The sequence below is a fragment of the Desulfotalea psychrophila LSv54 genome (assembly GCF_000025945.1).
Classification (GTDB): Bacteria; Desulfobacterota; Desulfobulbia; order Desulfobulbales; family Desulfocapsaceae; genus Desulfotalea; species Desulfotalea psychrophila.
This window is the reverse complement of record NC_006138.1, coordinates 50,582-69,516: the sequence shown is the minus strand read 5'-3', so window position 1 is coordinate 69,516 and position 18,935 is coordinate 50,582. Positions and strand designations below refer to the sequence as shown.

Sequence of the window (18,935 nt, the reverse complement as noted above, 5' to 3'; positions counted from 1 at the left end):
GATGGATAATTCTTTGAGTAACTCTTGCAGAATCATCCTAAATATGCGCGGTATGTTCGATTTTTATAGGTGCTGCCAATATCGATGATGTTGGCTGAGGCCATCATATATGGTATGACAGGGCAATGTCAACTACTAAGTGTTGTGTCTGCCCGCTTTGGAAATCAATCGAGGGGCCGGGCTGGGATGGAACGTAGTGACAGCAAGGAGTGGAGGCTGAGGGTGCTAATAATGACTATGCCACCGATGATGGTTATGGTCGCGGGGGCCTCTCCCAGAACGAGCCAAACGATATAACTGGCCAGCACCGTTTCGATGGGCATCAGAAGGCTGACCTCGGGTGAACTGATATAACGGGTGGCCATGGTGATCATGATAAATCCCGCCGCAGAGGAGACGCCCATGCAGACAATAAGGGCCGCCTGTTGCCAGGAGAGTGCCAGGGATGGAGCCAGACTTGCTCCGACGCAGATGAGGATGATTCCTCCCAGGGCAGTGGCAGGTATCATATTGCGTTTTTTCCCACTGCGCATCATGGTGAAACCGGCTGACATGCACATTGCTGCACAGAGGGCGATGCAGTTGCCCAGGAGACTGGTGCTACCCTCGCTGTCGCCGACAATGAAGGAGATGGCGGTGATTACCACTATTATGCTGATAATGGTTCTGCCGGCCACCCTTTCCTTCAGGAAGACTCGACTGTACAGGGCGGCAAATATCGGCGAGGAGGAGAGGATGACCAGGGTATTGGCAACACTGGTATAGTAGAGGGCCATGACAAAACAGCAGCTACTGCAACCCATCAACAGTCCCACCCCGATACCGGTCTTGCCGATTTGGCGAAACTGATGGGCCGTGTCCCTGCCATGCTGGAGGAGGGTGACTGCGCTCATACCAATGAGGGTGGCAAGTCCTCGCCAAAAGAGCAGGGTGGTACTGTCAAGATGGGCTAGACGAACGAGCAGGGTGTCGGGTGTCAGGGCCAGGACACCAAGGGCGGCGATGAGAAGGCCCTTGGACTGATTCGATTGTGGAAGCATTTGTGAAAAATCCTTTAGAGATGCTAGAAAGAGCAGAAAGACAGATATTAGATGCTAGATTCGAGATGCTAGAAAAAGCGGTAAAGCTATAAGCTTGAAGCTATCAGAAAAAAGCCAGCGCAAGGGCAGAAAGACAAAAGAAGAACAAACACAAAAAATATATAAAAAATAGTGCTTTAATGTGAGACGATCCGCTCCGACTCTCTGCTGCTTTTAGGCTTTTCTTGCAGTTGCGCTTTTTAGTATCTAGTATCTCGTATCTGTAGCTTCTAGCATCTGTAGCTTCTAATACCTAGTGTCAGCTCTTGCTTTCTTTTTGCTGTCTCATTTTTATCATCATTGCAGCAATCATCCGCGAAATTTCATCAGACTCTCGCAACCAAAGAGATCCTTGCCGGGACTCTATATAGTCAATCGCAATACCAATGTCGACCTGCGTCTTGAATTCGCCCAAAGAACCTTTAGCAATATCAAAAAAGCGAATACGTTCGAGAATCGATGTTCTTTCGCAACCTTCTGCAAGATTACTGGGAACAGATAGAGATGAGCGAGTAATTTGATCTTTAAAACCAAAATCTCTGCAATTTTTAAAAACAGTATACGTTTCGATAGCCAACACTCTACTGCGCTTCCAGACATCAAGATTCTCATAAAGCATCTCTTCCTCCAGGCTGTAAATTCCCTTGCTGTTGCTGTTCGCAGTTTCTGCTTTTTTCTTTTAGTTTTTGCCGTTAGCACTCGCCATTCCGCTTCGCTGCTGCTGTTAATTTTTTTCTAGCATCTAGCATCTAGCATCTAGCATCTAGCATCTAGCATCTGCTTTTATGATAGTAAGAGCCCATTAGCAAAGCGAATAATAGGCACAATAGCCTTTGACAGCAAACCGCTAAAGGCCAAAAGTATCAGAATAACAAAGCCATATTTTTCCACCTTTTCATAGGCAATGGCCAGGTCCCGGGGAAGAAGGCCTGCCACGATTTTACTGCCATCGAGAGGAGGAATGGGGATGAAGTTAAAGATACAGAGGACAAGGTTGATCCAGACGGAGGCCACCAGCATGCCATTCAGTGGGATGACGATGGCCTTAATCAGGGCCGTGGCCGGTAGGCTGGGGGCAATGGCCCATAGGGTCTTGGCGGCAATGGCACTGATGATTGCCAAAAGAAGATTGCTGATCGGGCCGGCAAGTGCCACCCAGAGCATGTCTCTTCTCGGATTTTTGAAATAATTGGGGTTAACGGGAACGGGTTTAGCCCAGCCAATCTTGATAAAGAAAAAGGCAATGGTGCCAATGGGGTCAAGGTGGGAGAGGGGGTTGAGGGTCAGTCTGCCCGCAAGCTTTGCCGTCGGATCACCAAGTTTATAGGCCACATAGCCATGGCAAAATTCATGGATAGTCAGGGCCAACAGGAGGGGAGGGGCAAGCAGAATTATTTGGTTAATAGTTTCAGTCATCAAATTTCCTCTAGTGTTTATCTTCAGAGCGTCTGGTTTCGGCAGAAAAGATAGATCTCTTTTTCAGCAGTGCAAGTTGCTAAGGGGAAAGTTTTTTTGCAGAAGCTCCTCTTCGTCGGCCCTGCTTGAGACTAAACCGTCCATCTTCGCCCTCTTAAGCGAATTAAGGATCTCGCTGAACTTTGGTCCTCGTGGATAACCCATTTCCATCAGATCCTTGCCCTTCAGAAGCGGTTTTATATGTCGCAGTTGGCAGAGATAGTCGAGGACGGATTTGTGGATATGGCTCTTCTTGGCCACAGAGCAGATATAGAGAAGGTCTTCGTAGTTCAGATCCTGCAGATGCTGATGGAGCTCGCTCTTGGCCATGGGCGTGTAGAGTATGGGGAGGAGGGCATCGCATCTTTGTTTGGTCTGCAGCAGTTTCTTGCAGATTTTCTCCTCTTCATTAAAGCGGTTGCAAAAGGCCTGTATCTCTTCAGGTCCCGAGCGGTGGAAGATGGTGAGGAGGAAGGCTACAGATTTATCGATCTTGGCCTTTGGCTCTATTTCGTAGAGTTTTTTGATGGCGGCCTTTGTCTGTCTGATGCCGTGGCAAAATCGTCTGTCGGTGCGATAATTAGGTCGCAAATCTGGCCAGAGATATTGGAAAAGACCAAATTCGGCAAGGCGTACCAGAGGGCCAAGTGGATCTTTTTCCTTGAAGATGATCTTGAGTTCAGAGAGAAAGCGGCTATCTCGGGACTTGCCAAAGAGGTTCATGGCCACTGCATTTCCTATTAAGCCTTTTGTATGCGGCCCTATATGGAAATTCATCCTCTTTTCAAAGCGGATGGCCCGGAATATCCTGCTCGGATCTTCAACGAAGCTGAGATTGTGCAGTACCCGTATGACCTGATTACGCAGGTCGCTTTGGGAGTTGAAGTAGTCAATCAGGGTACCAAACTGTTCCCGGTTGATCTGCAGGGCCATGGCATTGATGCTGAAATCACGACGGGAGAGGTCAAGCTTGATGGAGGAGAGTTGGATCATGGGCATGGCAGCCGGTGATTCATAGTACTCCAGGCGTGCCGTGGCTATATCAATCTTGAAATCATTGGGCAGGGTGACGGTTGCGGTAAGGAACTTTTCGTGGGGGAAAAATTTACCCTTAAAATGTTCGGCAACCTTTTTGGCAAAGGCAATACCGTTGCCCTCTACCACAATATCAAGGTCCAGGTTTGCTGTTTTGAGTAAGAGATCCCGGACAAAACCGCCAACGGCAAAGGCCTTGAAGCCAATTTCGTCGGCCAGTTCTCCTACCTCCTGTAGGAGGGTGATTATTTCCGGGCTGAGGGTCTCGTGGATGAGGTTGTTGAGATTTTTTCTTTTGGTGGGAAGAGGCATTTTGCTACCACTCTGTCTATCGTTGGGTAAATTTTCCGGGCTGGTGACAAGTTTTCTGAGCAGGTCTGTGCGGGTGACAACGCCAATGAGCTCTCCCTGTTCCAGAATGGGAACCAGACGTTGTCGCTGTTCTACAATTAACTCCTGTACCTCGGCTAATTCAGCATCTGGTCCCAGGCTCTGTACCTCGGTACTCATATATGATTTGACGGGCAGATGGCCGAGATCGTGGTAAAGGGCCTTTTCCACTACCTGACGCGAGATAATTCCTGCCACCTTGCCGTCCCTGATGGCGGGGACGGCGGTAATATTATAGCGGGTGAGGGTGGTGTTGGCCTCGGCTATGGATATCTCCGGAGAGATAGTGATCACGGGTCTTGTCATCATCTCCAAGGCCAGTGGTTGTGGCTGGATATGGCGATGAAGGAGGGCGATGAGCTTCTCTTCGACTTCGTTCATGGAGAGCCCTATCAGGGTTGCCGAGGCAGTGCTGGCGTAGCCGCCCCCCCCCATTTCTCGGGCAATAAGTCCTACATCAATATCGGTAATGCGACTTATTGCGGTTAGGTGGATGCGGTTCTCTGTAGCCAGGAGAACAAAGATGGCGTCGAGGTTTTCCATCTCATAAAATCTCTTAACGATCAGGCCAAAATCGTTGATATATTGGGGACGGGAGAGGCTGGCAATGGTGACGGGGAATTTTTTTATGGTGAAGAGATCGGCTTCCTGTTTGAGCTCATGCAGGATCTCGTCTTGGGCAATTCCGAGGGCGCCTCCCAGAAAATGGGAAATCACATGGAGCTTGGCCCCTTGGGCGACTAACCAGCCAGCTGCATAGAGATCTTCCGCCCTGGTCTGGGAGCGGGTCATTGACTGGGTGTTGCCGTAGATACCGAGGGCAAATATGGTGGCCTCTTCCGGGCTGATGCTTGTCTTCTGTTCTTGAAAGAGGCGGGTGAAGACGGTGGTACAGGCCCCGTAGATTCTGTTGTGGTCAGAATCACCTCTGAGGTCGCCCCTTCCCTGGCTGTGATGGTCGTAGATATCAAGTCGGAGATCTTGGTTTTGCAGACATTCTGCGATGCGGCCAATCTTGTCACTGGACTGGCAGTCGACGATGGTTAGGCGGCGCACATCTGCTAACTCGATGCTGTCGGCTGTTTGGAAGTCGTAGTTGCAGGAGATATTCTGAGCAATAAACTCATGCAGGGATTCCTCTCTTGATCCAGGGAAAACAAGAATGGCCGAAGGGTAGAGTTTTTGGGCGGCAATCATGGAGGCAAGCCCGTCAAAATCAGCATTCTGGTGGGTGGTGATGATGTGCATGTTTGTCCTTATATTTTTTCAAGATCACTTTGATAGTAAACGAGATATTTTTCGCAAGTGTAACATGTTGAGGCTAAAGCTTCACAGGCTTTCAATCGACCAATAAAAAAGAAAAGAAAAACAGGACAGCAGTGAAGCAGGGCGGAGTGGCGAAGACAGCTAACCACAGAGATCACAGAGAGCACAGAGGTTTTTTGATAAAAAGCGAACGACGAAAAGCAACAACGAGAGAAACAGCGAGAAAAACAGGAGAAGAAAAAAGTTAACCGCAGAGGAAACTAATTAAAAAGCAGCAGCAAAGCGCAGCGGAGTGGCGGAGAAACAAGAAAAAGATGCTGGGGTTAGAGCAAGGAGCTGAATTTTAAAAAATGGGGATAGAGATGGTGAATATTTATTTGTTTTAAAAAGATTTGTGCTGTGAGAAGGATCTGTCTGGAGGGGTAATGCAATGGTGAAATAAATTCTTACTAACATGTAACTTTAAAGCGTTTTTTGCTCTTAACTGACAGCTCGCCATTCCGATAGAGCTTTTTTGGGGTGGGGAGTGGGTGGCCCGTTTGCTGATTATGCTAGGAGGTGGGTACGATGAGAGAGAGGGGGGAGCTTGTTTGCCGTTCACAAAAAAATCTCTCTGTGTCCTCATTTTCCTCTGTGGTTAACTTTTTTTCTTGTTGTTGCTTTTAAGTTCTTTCTGACATCTGTAGTTTCCAGCCCTATCGAAAGATAGGACTGGAAACACCACACTTAGTAAGACTTCTTCATGCGGTTGAACTTGCGCAACTTGCGGCGAGCCTCAGCCTGCTTGCGACGCTTCTTAACACTTGGTTTTTCGTAGTACTCACGACGCTTGAGCTCTCTTTTGATACCATCGATTTGCAACTTTTTCTTCAATTGGCGGATCGCGTACTCGAGATCTCCTCTAACTTCTACTTCAATCATGACTGCTCCGTTTTACGAATATTCAATTATCTGTAGATCCCCAACGGGATCGGTGTTTATACAATGGTCTATATATATCTAATAAATCAAAGCTAAAGAGCTTCTATCACCCCCGGAGGCATTGAAAAATGAAAATTTAAGGTCTTTTTTAAAAGGATAATCTCCCATATATACTAAATGGGATTGGCCATTGTCAACGGGTTTTTTACTTATCCCCTGATTCTATCGTTTCTGGAAATATTTTTCCGGGATTGAGTATATTATGCGGATCCATCACCGATTTAATGCTCTTCATCAGTTTGATAGTAGCCTCGTTTAACTCCAGGCCCAGGTAGGCAGACTTGGTTATGCCGATACCATGCTCCCCTGAAAGTGTTCCCTCAAGGCTGATGGTATGGACAAAGAGCAGTTCCTTGGCCTTTTCGCCCCGCTCCAGTTCATTGGCATTTGCCTTATCAATCATGATATTGACATGGATATTACCGTCGCCAGCGTGACCGAAGGTGAGGATGGTGATATCAAGTTCCTGCGAAAGCTTTTCGGTAAAACGGACAAGCTCGGGGATACGACTGCGCGGTACCGCCACATCTTCGCTGATCTTATGCGGTTTGAGTTTGAAGGCTGCAGGCGAGATGGATCGGCGGGCTAGCCAGAGTTCCTTGACCTCAGCCTCGTTTTTTGCCTGACGAAAGCTGATGTCATCGTCGTCCGCCAGCAGTTGCCTGAGTCGTACTGTTTGTTCGTCAATACTCTTCTGTGTACCATCAAGTTCAAGAAGGAGGAGGGCCTCGGTGCCTTTAGCCGGTGGCTCGCTGAGTAGATCTGAGACAATACGAATGGCCGTCCTGTCCATATACTCCAGAGTGGAGGGGACAATGCCCCGGTTGAGGATGGTACTGACCAGCTCCGTTGCCTTGTCCAGGCTCTTTGACAGAACCAGAAAGGTGGCCTTGCTCTCGGGCAGGGGCAGAAGTCGACAGTAAAGTTTGGTGATAATGCCTAGGGTTCCCTCGGAGCCGACAAAGAGACGGGTGAGGTCGTAGCCAGTTACCCCTTTCTCTGTCCTGGTGCCGGCAGTGACAATCTCTCCCGAGGGCAGTACTGCCTCAAGACCCATGATATAATCCTTGGTCACCCCGTATTTCACCGCCGATGGCCCGCCTGCGCACTCAGCCGCATTGCCGCCCACCGTGCAAAATTTAAGACTTGCCGGGTCAGGAGGATAGAAGAGGCCCACCGCCTGCACTGCCTTCTGCAGATCAATGGTGATCACCCCCGGTTCCACCACGGCTACCTGATTGCGGTGGTCAATCTCCACAATACTGTTCATCCGGGTCATGGCCATAACAAGGCCTCCGGCGATGGGCAGGCTGCCGCCGGTCATCCCCGTGCCAGCACCCCGCGGAACCACGGCAAAGCGGTGTAGGCTGGCCAGCTTCATGATCTCGCTGACCTCCTCTGTGGTGCGAGGAAAGGCAACGGCTTCAGGGAGATAGATAATGCCCTTGCCGTCATAGGAGTAACAGTGGAGGTCGGCCATGCGGGTGGTGCAGTACTCCTTTCCTACAATGGCAGATATTTTTTTAATGATATTCGAATTCAATGAAGTCATAATAGAGTGGCTGGAAGAAATATTTTTAAAGGTTTGAGGCAAATGAACATCCTTCCCGGGAAATTTTAAAAGGAGTGAGGATGCATAAATATAGAGATCGAATACCACGGAGAAAGAAATAAATGCAAGAACAAAGAGCAGAAAGATTACGTATAGCCCTGATAGCTGGTGGAACCTCCGGTGAGAGAGAGGTCTCTTTGACCGGGGCCGACGGTGTCGAGAGGATCCTCGATAAAGAGAAGTATCTGGTCTCGCGCTATGATTCGGCCACCGATCTGCCCCGACTTGCCGCCGATGCCGCCTCCATCGACTTTGCCTTTATTCTCCTCCATGGTCTGCATGGTGAAGACGGTACAATCCAGGGCTTTCTCGACCTGCTCGGCATTCCCTACCAAGGTTCCGGGGTATTGGGCAGTGCCCTGGCCATGGATAAGGACCTGGCCAAGGAGTTCTATTATAACGCTGAACTTCCCGTGGCTGATTGGCATACCATTGCCGCAGGGGATTTCTTTTATTCAGAGGAACTTATCGAGGATCTCGGTCTGCCTTTGGTGGTCAAACCTGCCTGTGCAGGTTCCAGTATTGGTATCTCTCTGGCCCATACAGAAGAAGAGTTGCTGGCCGGGATAAACCATGCCCGAGACTGTAGTGCCGGGGCCATCATGGTGGAGCAATTTATCAAGGGCCGGGAGCTTACCTGTGCAGTCCTCGGTAACGACGATCTACAGGCCCTACCGGTACTGGAAATTGTTCCCGGTGATAAATATGCCTTCTTTGACTATGAGGCAAAATACCAACCCGGTGCCTCCGAGGAGATCTGTCCCGCCCTCATTGCCGATGCCCTTCGTGAGCAGGTGCAGGATCATGCCATTCGTGCCCACCAAGCCCTGCGGCTGCGCGGCTACTCTCGCACAGACTTCATCTACGGTGAAGACGGTAAGCTCTACCTGCTCGAAACCAACACCATCCCCGGCATGACCGAAACCAGCATCCTCCCTCAGGAAGCCGCCGCCACCGGCATGGACTTCCCCTCCCTCCTTGATACCCTCATCGAGCTTGGATTAGAGAAAAGCAAGGGCAAAAAGGGTTAACCACAGAGGAAGAAGAGGACACAGAGGAAATTATTTAAAAGTAGTAAAAATAAAGATTAAATACCTAGTTCTTTTGGGGACATTGATAACTACTATAGTAGTTGATCTTTGTTTTTTGTCTTTAAGCAGTTTATCTATAATGCTCTTCTCTGTGAACTCCTTTTCTCTGTGGTTAACTGTAGTTTTTTCTGTTCTTATCTTTGTTTTTAATTATTGAGACCAAGAACACAGAGGATGCTATGGATGCCAAAGAGTTGACAGGCGTAGTGATTGGTTGTGCTATAGAAGTTGATCGTGAGCTTGGTCCTGGTTTGCTTGAATCAAGCTATGAACGTTGTTTGCTGTATGAGTTGTAAGGTCTCATGCTGTGCGTACTCAGGTTATGTTACCTCTTCGCTATAAGGGAATTGAGATTGATGCGGGATATCGTATTGATCTTCTTGTCGTTGATGAGCTCATTATTGAACTGAAGGTGGTGGAAGCATTGTTGCCACTTCATACTGCTCAGGTGTTGACCTATATGAAGCTTGCTGGGGTACATACTGGATTATTGATCAATTTTAATGTGCTTCGCTTGGTGGATGGCGTTCGACGTCTTGTTTTGTAAAGACAACTACATCACCACAGAGAACACAGAGGTTTTTTGGTGAACTGCTAACTGCTTAAAGACGAACAGCGTTAACCACTGGCTGAAGAACACAGAGGGCTTTGGGTGAGCTACTGATGGAGGGGAACATTTTTCTTTTCCTAATTGTTTAATCTTTAAGGTTTTTTGTTTTTTAATTAAAGAGTTTTTCTCTGTGTACTCCTCTTCCTCTGTGGTTAACTTGTCTTTGTTTTTTCTAGTTCTCGCCATTCCACTACGCTCCACTGCTGTAGTTTTTTAATTTCTTCCTGCCAGAGGCTAGTGTCCACAGTTTCAAGGATGAGAGGGATATCATCAAAACGATCATCCTTCATAATATAGCGAAATGCCTCCCAGCCAATATTTCCCGCCCCCAAACTCTGGTGCCGGTCAACCCGACTGAAAAATTCACTCTTGGCATCATTGAGATGCATGCCCCGCAGATATTTAAAGCCCACGATCCGGTCAAATTCAGCCCAGCTCTTCTCGCATGCCTCTACAGTGCGCAGGTCATAGCCGGCGGCGAAGGCGTGGCAGGTATCAATGCAGACTCCCACCCGCGACTTATCCTCAACAGCCGCTATTATCCTGGCCAGATGCTCAAAGCGATAGCCCAGATTAGTTCCTTGGCCCGCCGTGTTTTCAATAACGGTTATCACATCTGCCACCGACCCATGGGCCAGATTAATGCTCTCGGCAATACGATCCAGACAGGCCTCCGGATCAATTTTTTTTAGGTGACTGCCGGGATGGAAGTTGAGCAGGGGTAGTCCAAGCTGGGCGCATCGCCCCAGCTCGTCCATAAATGCTCCCCGTGATTTTTCCAGAGCCTCGGCCTCGGGATGCCCCAGGTTGATCAGATAGGAGTCATGGGGGAGGACATGTCTGGCCTCTATCCCGGCCTCTGTCAAATTCTCTTTAAAGGCGGCAATACTCTCCTCCGTTAAGGGCTTGGCCTTCCATTGTCGTTGGTTCTTGGTGAAAAGGGCAAAGGCATTGGCCCCTATTGCAACCGCATTTTTCGGAGCATTTTCAACCCCTCCCGCCGCACTCACATGGGCACCGATATATTTCATCCTCTTCCTCTTGTGGCTATTTTATTATAAGGACAGCTTGTTGGTAATTATTCCCAAAACCCACTTTAAACAATTCCTTGCCAAATGTAAAAAAAAGTTAACCACTGGCAATCAAGAACAGAGAGACAGAAAAAAGTTAACCACAGAGTTCACAGAGTACACAGAGATTTTTTGGTAAAAAGATAACTGCTAGATAGCTCTAGTTTTAACGATTTGTTGCCAGAGATGTTTTGCCGTGCCCTTGGTTGCTGTTAGATTTTCGTCCTTTGCCTAAACTGAAATCAGTGTGCTCTTAAGCAGTGGTTAACTGTCCTTCGCTTTTTCTGCTCTTTCTCGCATCTAGTATCTTATATCTGTCGTATCTAGTATCTGTCTTTTCTGCAGTTTACATAAAATGAAATCAGTGTTCTCCACCAGTGATTAATAGTTCTTGTCTTTTTGTTTTAAGCAGTTTACATAAAATGTTTTTCTCTGTGTTCTCCTCTTCCTCTGTGGTTAACCGTAGTTTTTTTTGTTTTTTAATATGGAGTTTTGTTATGGACCAGTCCAAAGCCCTTGATGTTGTGCGGCATGCAGATGATGATTGTATAGATTTAACTACCATATTTAGGGACTTATGGTCCTGTCGCAGATGGATCACCATTGCTATTGCCTGTCTCTTTTTCCTCATGGCCTCCTCGGCAGCCTTTTTGCTCAGTAAAAAAGAGATGCGCGTGGTTGATCTGCCTGTTCATTTTAGTTTTGCCGGGGCGGCTAGCGGGGAGTATCCCAATGGCATGAGCTTTAAGGTGAGAGACCTGCTGGAAACGCCTATTCTTCGGGCCGTTTATGAAGAAAAACAACTTGCTGAATATCTCAGCTTTAAAGATTTTCAGGCCTCTCTTACTGTACTTAAGGATAGTAGGGGCATGCTCATTTTAGAACAACGATTTTTAGCAGCAACAGCCTCTAAAAAAATGTCCTCGGAGCAGTGGGGTGTTTTGCATAAGGAGTATCTTGCCGATAAGCGGTCTTTAATGGCCTCGGCGCCCTATTTCCTGAGGATGGCTGGCGATGCCATTCCCTATGATATTGCAGAGATTGTTCTGACCCAATTATTGGAGGGGTGGGCCAATTATTCGAAGGAGAGTAAGGGGATTTTTCAATACTCTATTCCAATAATCTCTTCTAGTGCGATTTTACGGGATATGTCGGAGAGTGAGTTTATGATCATCGCCGATCGCTACCGCTTGGTGCTGCAGAGGGTTGAAGGATTCGCCAAGGGGGTAGAGGCACTCCCGGGGGCTGATTTGTTGCGTGGCGACCGTGGAACGATTGCCGATTTGCAGAGTGAGATAAAAGATATTCAGCTGTTTGCCTTTAAAAATCTCTTTGCAAAAATTTGGGGACTTGGGGTCTTCAAGGAAAAAAACCAGGCCCTCCTCTATATTGATTATCGGTTGGATGCCCTTAATCGGAAAAGAGTTGAAATTGAAAAACGTATAAGGGTTGTTGAGGACGCCATGGAGGCCTATATCCAAAATAGGGCAACCAGAAGTTCTCGCTCTGGAGCTGGTGGCAATTCAAGTCTGTCTGCTAGTGGGGGGAGTATGATCCCGCAAATTGGCGATGCCTTTTTGGATCGCCTGGTGAAGTTGACCAACGAAAGTGCCGAAGCACAGTTTCGTCAGGGCTTGATGAAGCGTATTATTGCCGAGGGAACTGATCTTGCCGGGGTAGAGTCTGATATCAGTTTTTATCAGAATATGAAGAATACTCCGGAGAATGACCTGGCCAAGCGCCTGAGTGCAGATGAAAAATTTGCCATTGTTAATGGAGATATTTTACAAATACAGGAGAATCTTGTCGCAGTAGTTGAGGGAGTAAGCACTATCTATAAAGAAGTTTGTCAACTCTACCTCAAGCCATCCCAGACGATGTATACCATTGTCGGGCCAGTCCAGAAGAGGCAGGCCGGGGTTTACGAAGCGAAAAAAATAATTCTACTGGAGGTAGCCTTTGGCATGTTGGCACTAGGTATGATTTTTATCGCCGCCCTTCTCTTTTCTGCCCTGAGAAGAAGAGGGCAAAGCTTTAAATAGGCCTTGCCTCAGCCCCTTCCCCTCTCAACAGGGGAAGGGGCCTCCTGCTCTTCTCTTTCCGCAGTGCCTGCCCCAAAAAGGTTAACCACTGACACCAGGTACACAGAGGAAATTATTTAAAAAGCGAAAAGCGAAAAGTAACTACAACAGCAACGACAACAGCGAGAAAATATAACAGCAGGAAAGGGCTAACCACTGCAACCAAGCACACAGAGATTTTTTGGTAAAAAGCCACTACCTAAAAGGTAGTAGCGAAGTGGCGAAAGGCGAGAGAAATAGCGAGAAAATCGAATGGATTAACCACTGGCTGAAGAACACAGAGGAAATTATTTAAAAAGCAGCAGGAAAGCGGAGTAAGAAACTTAAAGATAAAAAGATTTTAAAGTTCAAGGTTTTATTTCTGTTTTTAAGCAGTTTACCTAAAAAGTCTTTCTCCGTGTCCTCAAGGCAGTGGTTAACTGTAGTTGTCTTTTTATTTTGTAGTTCTTATGAGTTATTACCATGCAAGGAAGGTATTTTATGCAAGAAGATAAGACAGCGCTATTGGCCAGAGAATTTCGAGGAAGAGATAAAGAACAATCGCCTTATTTTCAAAATGATGAAATAGATCTTCTCGGTTTGTTGCATGATATCTGGGATCAGCGAAAATTTCTTATGAAGATTGTTCTGGCCGTAACCTTGGTGGCTTTTCTGGTGCTACTCGTCCTTCCATCGACCTATCAGGCCAGAATGGATATAGGTCAAGCCGATAGTGTTGCCCTGGTTGTGCCTGTGGCTACAGGTCAGGACTTGCTGACTAGATCATACCGTTTTGGCATCGTCTCCCAGTACTTAAAATCCTTTGATAGTTGGGTCACTTTTCGTCAAGGGAATAGGGAGGGGGCGTTTACCGATGAAGAACTTCAGGGATTGCAGGGGGAGTTTGTTGGTCTTTCTGTGCAGGTTCAGGCCCCAAAACCTATCAAGGGAAAAGCTGTCTCAGATCCCTCGGTGCTGCGCATCTCTTATCGGGGAGGAGGAGATAATACGAGTGTAGAACAGCGACTGACGGGATTTGTTCTCTTTGTGGATAAAAAGGCTGCTGCCTATGTGGAGCAAGAGATGGAGGTGGTTATTCAGAAAGCGGGTAAAGAAATAAATAATAAGATTGGACTGTTGCGCCATGCTGCCTCAGTTGACCGCGGGAATCGAATTACCCGTCTATTGGCTCAGCAAAAAAAGGATCTTGAACAGGTTGATATGGAAATTTCAGCCCTCAAGGCCTCGGTGCTACGATCCCGTGCTGTTCGTTTGACTCGCTTGCAGGAAAATTATGCTATAGCAGAGTCTCTTGGCATAAAGTTGCCCACCTCCATGGATAATATTTCTGAAAGAAATGTTTCTAATCTCAAGGTAATGGTAACTGATCAAACCGCTATGCCTGTATATTTGTTGGGTACCGAGGTGTTGGCGAAGCGTATACAGATTTTAAGAGAGATCTCCGATAAAAAACTTTATGCACAGCAACTGCAACCCCTTCTAGAAAAGAGAGAGCTCTTACTGGGAAGTAGTGAGCTTAACGGGCTCAGGGCTCGTAAGGATGATGATGCCTATATCGCTGAACTACCAGGACTTCTCTCTCGCCTGCAACAGTTGGATGCTTACACCGATGATCTGCAGGGAGTTCATGCTCTTCAGGTTTATTCTGCCGCGACGGGAAGTGGGCATAAGATAAAGCCGAAAAAAGCTCTCATCCTTGCCACCACAGTTTTACTCTCCTGCTTTCTTGCTGTTGCCCTGGCCCTTCTCCGCACCGCCCTCCAGCGCCGAAGAGAATCAATGTAATAAAATCTCACATCAACCACAGAGAGCACAGAGAGCACAGAGAGCACAGAGGAAATTATTTAAAAAGCAGCAGCAAGCGTAGCGAAGTGGCGGCAGCGGAGCAGGGCGGAGTGGTGAGGACGCCAACCACTGGAACCGAGTTCACAGAGGTTTTTTGGTAAACTGCCACAGCAGCAGCGAAGCAGAGTGGAGTGGCGACTGCCTAAAAGCGAGAATAACAGCGAGAAAAAGCAGAAAAAAGAAGTTGACCACTGCTTATGAGAACACAGAGGTTTTTTTTGTAAACTGCCACTACCACTGCTTGAAAGATTAAAAAAAAGAGAAAAGCAGTTAACCACTGGAACCGAGGACACAGAGGAAATTTATTTTAAAAGCCTAAAGCTCAAAAGCCTAACTTGTTTAGGAGCATTGGTTGTGAGTTTAGGCCTTACAACCGATGCAATGGGAAAACCTAACTATAAGGTTTTTTTTACCTAAAAGGGATCAGTGTACTCCAGAGCAGTGGTTAACTTTTAGTCCCTGTCCTTTACCTAAAAAAGATCAGTGTTCTCCTGAGCACTGGTTAACTTTTTTCGCCATTCCGCTCGCCACTCGTTCGCCGCTACGCTGCTGACGCCACTCGTTATCACTCACTGCTACTCGCTGCTGTTTGTCAGCTTTTTCTAGTATCCGCCATTCCGCGGTGCTCCACTGCTAGCATCTAGTACCTGTCTTTTATCCTAAAAAAGATCAGTGTTCTCCTAAGCAGTGGTTAACTGTTCTTTGTCTTTTTTTCTCTTGTATTCCACCCTGTTAATGATATACACATAAGAGATAAGCTATTTTTCTGTACGGAACTTCTTGGGGAGGATTTTAATGAGTGAAGCTAGGCCTGTAGGTTCAAGTATCCAAGCACCTAACCTGTGTCCCCTGTCGGTAAGTAATTATCGAGACGATGAGATCGACCTCCTCTCCCTGCTTGTCGATGTCTGGCAGCAGCGCTGGTTTATTGGTGGAGCCGTATCTGTCATAGGTGCCCTCGCCCTTGTGCTTCTTCTCGCTCTGCCATCCACCTATGAGGTGACGGCCGAGATAGAGATTCCTTCAGCAGTCTCCTCTCCCCTCTTGCCAGCCCTCTATCAGCAGATTGATACATTGGAAAATCTAGAGAATGTTCCCTCTGAAATGATTGGTGAAGATGGCAATATGGAGCTTCCCTTTGTTCTGCGCACGCCCTCTGTTGGCAGTAACCCTCTCTTAGCCCAGCACCGTTTTAACCGTGTCTATCAGCTCCTGAAATCCCGTGATATGTGGTTGGCCTACCAGAAAAAAACAGGTAAGACCTTTTCCGCAGAGCAGGGCCTGCAGGCTGAATTAGGCAGATTCAAAGGGGCTCTCTCCGTTACGGTCTTGGCTCCTCAGGGTAAGAAAAATCAATCCATTACCAATCCCACCGTGCTCGGCATTAGCCTAAGGGGTGGTGGTGATGAGAAATTGGCCCGTGAGCTTGAAGGCTTTTTGCAATTTGTTAACGAGCGTGTTGTGACAGAGGTAAGTGGGGGACAGCAAATTATTCTCAAGGGCTATAGGGATAGTGTGGAAAACCAGATAAGCTTGATCCAGTTGCAGAATCAGGTAGGGCCGATGAAGGACTCAACTGCTGGCAAGGGGCAGGATGCGGGAGTAGCCTCTATGCCCGCTACTGCTGGGTTGGCCTATGGCTTGACGCAACTACAGTCGAGTCTGCAACAGCTGCAGAATTTTAGTCCTGATCTTGCCGGTCTCAAAGGATTCCAGTACCTGTCCCATCCTCTGGGTGAGGGGGAAAAGATAAAACCAAAAAAGGCCCTCATTCTTGCCGCCACACTCCTCTTTGCCGGCTTCCTGGCCATTGTCCTCGCCCTTCTCCGCACCGCCCTTCAGCGCCGTAAAGAAGCAATGTAATAAAATCTCACATCAACCACAGAGAGCACAGAGAGCACAGAGGAAATTATTTAAAAAGCAGCAGCAAGCGTAGCGAAGTGGCGGCAGCGGAGCAGGGCGGAGTGGTGAGGACGCCAACCACTGACACCAAGAACACAGAGATTTTTGGTGAAAAGCTAAAGCAACAGCGACTAACCACTGGAACCGAGCACACAGAGGAAATTATTTAAAAAGCTGAACTACTGAACAGCAGCAGTGGAGCGTAGTGGAATGGCGACTGCTAAAAAGCTAAAAGATGAACACTCCTGTGTTACTGGAGTGAGGTGCGTAAATTCTCTTCTTTTTCCAGCTTTAGGTTTTTTAATTAAAGAGAGATCAGTGTTCTCCTCCTCCTCTGTGGTTAACTTTTTCTTTTTGTCCTTATTTTTTGTGAACTACTGATGGAGGGGCTGGGTCTTTTCTTAGTAGTTTAAAATTTTTAAGGTTTTCTGCTTTTTAATTAAAAGTCCTTCTCTGTGCTCTCTTCTTCCTCTGTGGTAAGCAGTATTTGTTTTTCAACTTAATCACTGCAACCAAGTACACAGAGGGAATTATTTAAAAAGCCACAGCGACTAACCACTGGAACCGAGAACACAGAGGATTTTTGGGTAAAAAACCACGACCTAAAAGCGAGAGAAAAAGCTGAAAAAAACTGTTAACCACAGAGAGCACAGAGGAAATTATTTAAAAAGCGTAAAGCTCAAAAGGCTAGTTCTTTTGGGAACATTGGTTGTGAGTTTAGGCCTTGCAATCGATGCAATGGGAAAACCTAACTATAAGGGTCTTTTTACCTAAAAGGGATCAGTGTACTCCAGAGCAGTGGTTAACTTTTAATCCCTGTCCTTTACCTAAAAGGGATCAGTGTCCTCCCCTACTCTGTGGTTAGCCGTCCTCGCCACGTCGCTACGCTTGCTGCTGTTCTTTTTGTTATTGTCTTTTTTTAATCACTGGAACCAAAAATATAGAGATTTTTTTTTGTAAAAAACCACGACCTAAAAGCGAGAGGAACAGCGAGAAAAAGCAGAAAAAAGAAGTTAACCACTGACACCAAGAACACAGAGATTTTTGGTGAAAAGCTAAAGCAACAGCGACTAACCACTGCAACCGAGATCACAGAGGAAATTATTTAAAAAGCTGAACTACTGAACAGCAGCAGTGGAGCGTAGTGGAATGGCGACTGCTAAAAAGCTAAAAGATGAACACTCCTGTGTTACTGGAGTGAGGTGCGTAAATTCTCTTCTTTTTCCAGCTTTAGGTTTTTTAATTAAAGAGAGATCAGTGTTCTCCTCCTCCTCTGTGGTTAACTTTTTCTTTTTGTCCTTATTTTTTGTGAACTACTGATGGAGGGGCTGGGTCTTTTCTTAGTAGTTTAAAATTTTTAAGGTTTTCTGCTTTTTAATTAAAAGTCCTTCTCTGTGTTCTCCAGAGCAGTGGTTAACTTTTGCTTTTTGTCCTTGCTGTTCTTTTTGTGGTTAAATTTTCTTTGTTTTTAATTATTGGGACCAAAAATATAGAGGATGTTATGGATTCTAAAGAGTTGACAGGTGCAGTGATTGGTTGTGCTATAGAAGTTCATCGTCAGCTTGGTCCGGGTTTACTCGAATCTAGTTATGAACGCTGTTTGTTGTACGAATTGCAGTGTCTTAATATTTTTGTGCGTACTCAGGTTGTATTGCCCATCCGGTATAAGGATATTGAAATTGATGCGGGATATCGTATTGATCTTCTTGTCGCAGATGAACTCATTGTTGAACTAAAGGTGGTTGATACCTTATTGCCACTTCATACTGCTCAGGTGTTGACCTATATGAAGCTTGCTGGGGTAGATACTGGATTATTGATCAATTTTAATGTGCTTCGCTTGGTGGATGGCGTTCGACGTCTTGTTTTGTAAAGACAACTGCATCAACCACTGCCTAAAAGATAGCAGCGAAGTGGCGAAAGGCGAGAGGAACAGCGAGAAAAAGCAGAAAAAAGAAGTTAACCACAGAGATCACGGAGCACACAGAGGATTTTTGGGTAAAAAACCACGACCTAAAAGCGAGAAAAGCAGAAAAAAACTGTTAACCACAGAGATCGCAGAGGAAATTATTTAAAAAGCGTAAAGCTTAAAAGGCTAGTTCTTTTGGGAACATTGGTTGTGAGTTTAGGCCTTGCAATCGATGCAATGGGAAAACCTAACTATAAGGGTCTTTTAAACCTAAAAGGGATCAGTGTACTCCAGAGCAGTGGTTAACTTTTAGTCCCTGTCCTTTACCTAAAAAAGATCAGTGTACTCATAAGCAGTGGTTAACTGTAGTTGTCTTTTTCTGCCTTTGGTTGGTGTTGTTTTTATTTAAGCAGTTTAATTAAAAAAGTCCTTCTCTGTGTTCTCTTAAGCAGTGGTTAACTTTTAATCCCTGTCCTTTACCTAAAAGGGATCAGTGTCCTCCCCTACTCTGTGGTTAGCCGTCCTCGCCACGTCGCTACGCTTGCTGCTGTTCTTTCTGCCTTTGGTTGGTGTTGTTTTTATTTAAGCAGTTTAATTAAAAAAGTCCTT

General features: G+C 46.6%; 13 protein-coding genes and 1 pseudogene. 6 read left to right on the top strand and 8 right to left on the bottom strand.

All coding sequences use genetic code 11. The annotated features are described in order from the left end of the window. Positions 1 to 164: 164 nt before the first annotated feature. The 6 genes from DP_RS00290 to DP_RS00265 form a co-directional block, all read right to left on the bottom strand. Entirely contained in the window at positions 165 to 1,040 is an 876-nt protein-coding gene (locus DP_RS00290) for a DMT family transporter (protein ID WP_011187308.1), read from the bottom strand. A gap of 298 nt (positions 1,041 to 1,338) precedes the next feature. Continuing rightward, the gene (locus tag DP_RS00285; RefSeq protein WP_041277424.1) at positions 1,339 to 1,698 is read right to left on the bottom strand and encodes a four helix bundle protein; all 360 of its coding nucleotides are present in this window, start codon (positions 1,696 to 1,698) and stop codon (positions 1,339 to 1,341) included. Positions 1,699 to 1,862: 164 nt separating this feature from the next. Continuing rightward, positions 1,863 to 2,495, bottom strand: coding sequence for a site-2 protease family protein (locus DP_RS00280; protein ID WP_041277423.1), 633 nt, complete (start codon positions 2,493 to 2,495; stop codon positions 1,863 to 1,865). Between the two features lie 63 nt (positions 2,496 to 2,558). Continuing rightward, positions 2,559 to 5,207, bottom strand: a complete 2,649-nt coding sequence (locus tag DP_RS00275; RefSeq protein WP_011187306.1) for a CBS domain-containing protein — start codon at positions 5,205 to 5,207, stop codon at positions 2,559 to 2,561. 744 nt (positions 5,208 to 5,951) lie between these two features. Then, a complete protein-coding gene (gene rpsU / locus DP_RS00270; protein WP_407637905.1) occupies positions 5,952 to 6,143 on the bottom strand; it encodes a 30S ribosomal protein S21 in 192 nt (63 codons plus the stop codon). A 208-nt stretch (positions 6,144 to 6,351) separates the two neighbouring features. Beyond that, positions 6,352 to 7,800, bottom strand: a complete 1,449-nt coding sequence (locus DP_RS00265; protein ID WP_228130155.1) for an FAD-binding oxidoreductase — start codon at positions 7,798 to 7,800, stop codon at positions 6,352 to 6,354. 80 nt (positions 7,801 to 7,880) lie between these two features. On the opposite strand from DP_RS00265, the gene DP_RS00260 reads away from it, so the two are divergent. Together DP_RS00260 and DP_RS00255 are read left to right on the top strand one after the other, a co-directional pair. Further along, positions 7,881 to 8,849 carry a D-alanine--D-alanine ligase family protein gene (locus DP_RS00260; RefSeq protein WP_011187303.1) on the top strand — a complete coding sequence of 323 codons (969 nt, stop codon included), beginning with the start codon at positions 7,881 to 7,883 and terminating at the stop codon, positions 8,847 to 8,849. Positions 8,850 to 9,088: 239 nt separating this feature from the next. Then, positions 9,089 to 9,456, top strand: a pseudogene (locus DP_RS00255) (GxxExxY protein). Positions 9,457 to 9,462: 6 nt separating this feature from the next. Here DP_RS00255 and DP_RS00250 read toward each other — a convergent pair. Further along, entirely contained in the window at positions 9,463 to 9,705 is a 243-nt protein-coding gene (locus DP_RS00250) for a hypothetical protein (RefSeq protein ID WP_041277421.1), read from the bottom strand. Beyond that, positions 9,672 to 10,550, bottom strand: a complete 879-nt coding sequence (gene nfo, locus DP_RS00245; protein WP_011187298.1) for a deoxyribonuclease IV — start codon at positions 10,548 to 10,550, stop codon at positions 9,672 to 9,674. The genes DP_RS00250 and nfo overlap by 34 nt, the downstream gene beginning before the upstream one ends. 536 nt (positions 10,551 to 11,086) lie before the next feature. Here nfo and DP_RS00240 point away from each other — a divergent pair. From DP_RS00240 to DP_RS00225, 4 genes are all read left to right on the top strand, one after another. After that, positions 11,087 to 12,631 (top strand): hypothetical protein, encoded by a 1,545-nt coding sequence (locus DP_RS00240; RefSeq protein WP_041277420.1) that lies wholly within the window; start codon positions 11,087 to 11,089, stop codon positions 12,629 to 12,631. A gap of 519 nt (positions 12,632 to 13,150) precedes the next feature. Further along, positions 13,151 to 14,455 carry a Wzz/FepE/Etk N-terminal domain-containing protein gene (locus DP_RS00235; RefSeq protein WP_041277419.1) on the top strand — a complete coding sequence of 435 codons (1,305 nt, stop codon included), beginning with the start codon at positions 13,151 to 13,153 and terminating at the stop codon, positions 14,453 to 14,455. An 855-nt stretch (positions 14,456 to 15,310) separates the two neighbouring features. Beyond that, positions 15,311 to 16,378 carry an LPS O-antigen chain length determinant protein WzzB gene (locus DP_RS00230; RefSeq protein ID WP_041277418.1) on the top strand — a complete coding sequence of 356 codons (1,068 nt, stop codon included), beginning with the start codon at positions 15,311 to 15,313 and terminating at the stop codon, positions 16,376 to 16,378. A gap of 1,540 nt (positions 16,379 to 17,918) precedes the next feature. Next, complete coding sequence (locus DP_RS00225; RefSeq protein ID WP_041278135.1) at positions 17,919 to 18,290, top strand: GxxExxY protein; 372 nt, start codon at positions 17,919 to 17,921, stop codon at positions 18,288 to 18,290. The last annotated feature ends 645 nt before the right edge of the window (positions 18,291 to 18,935 follow it).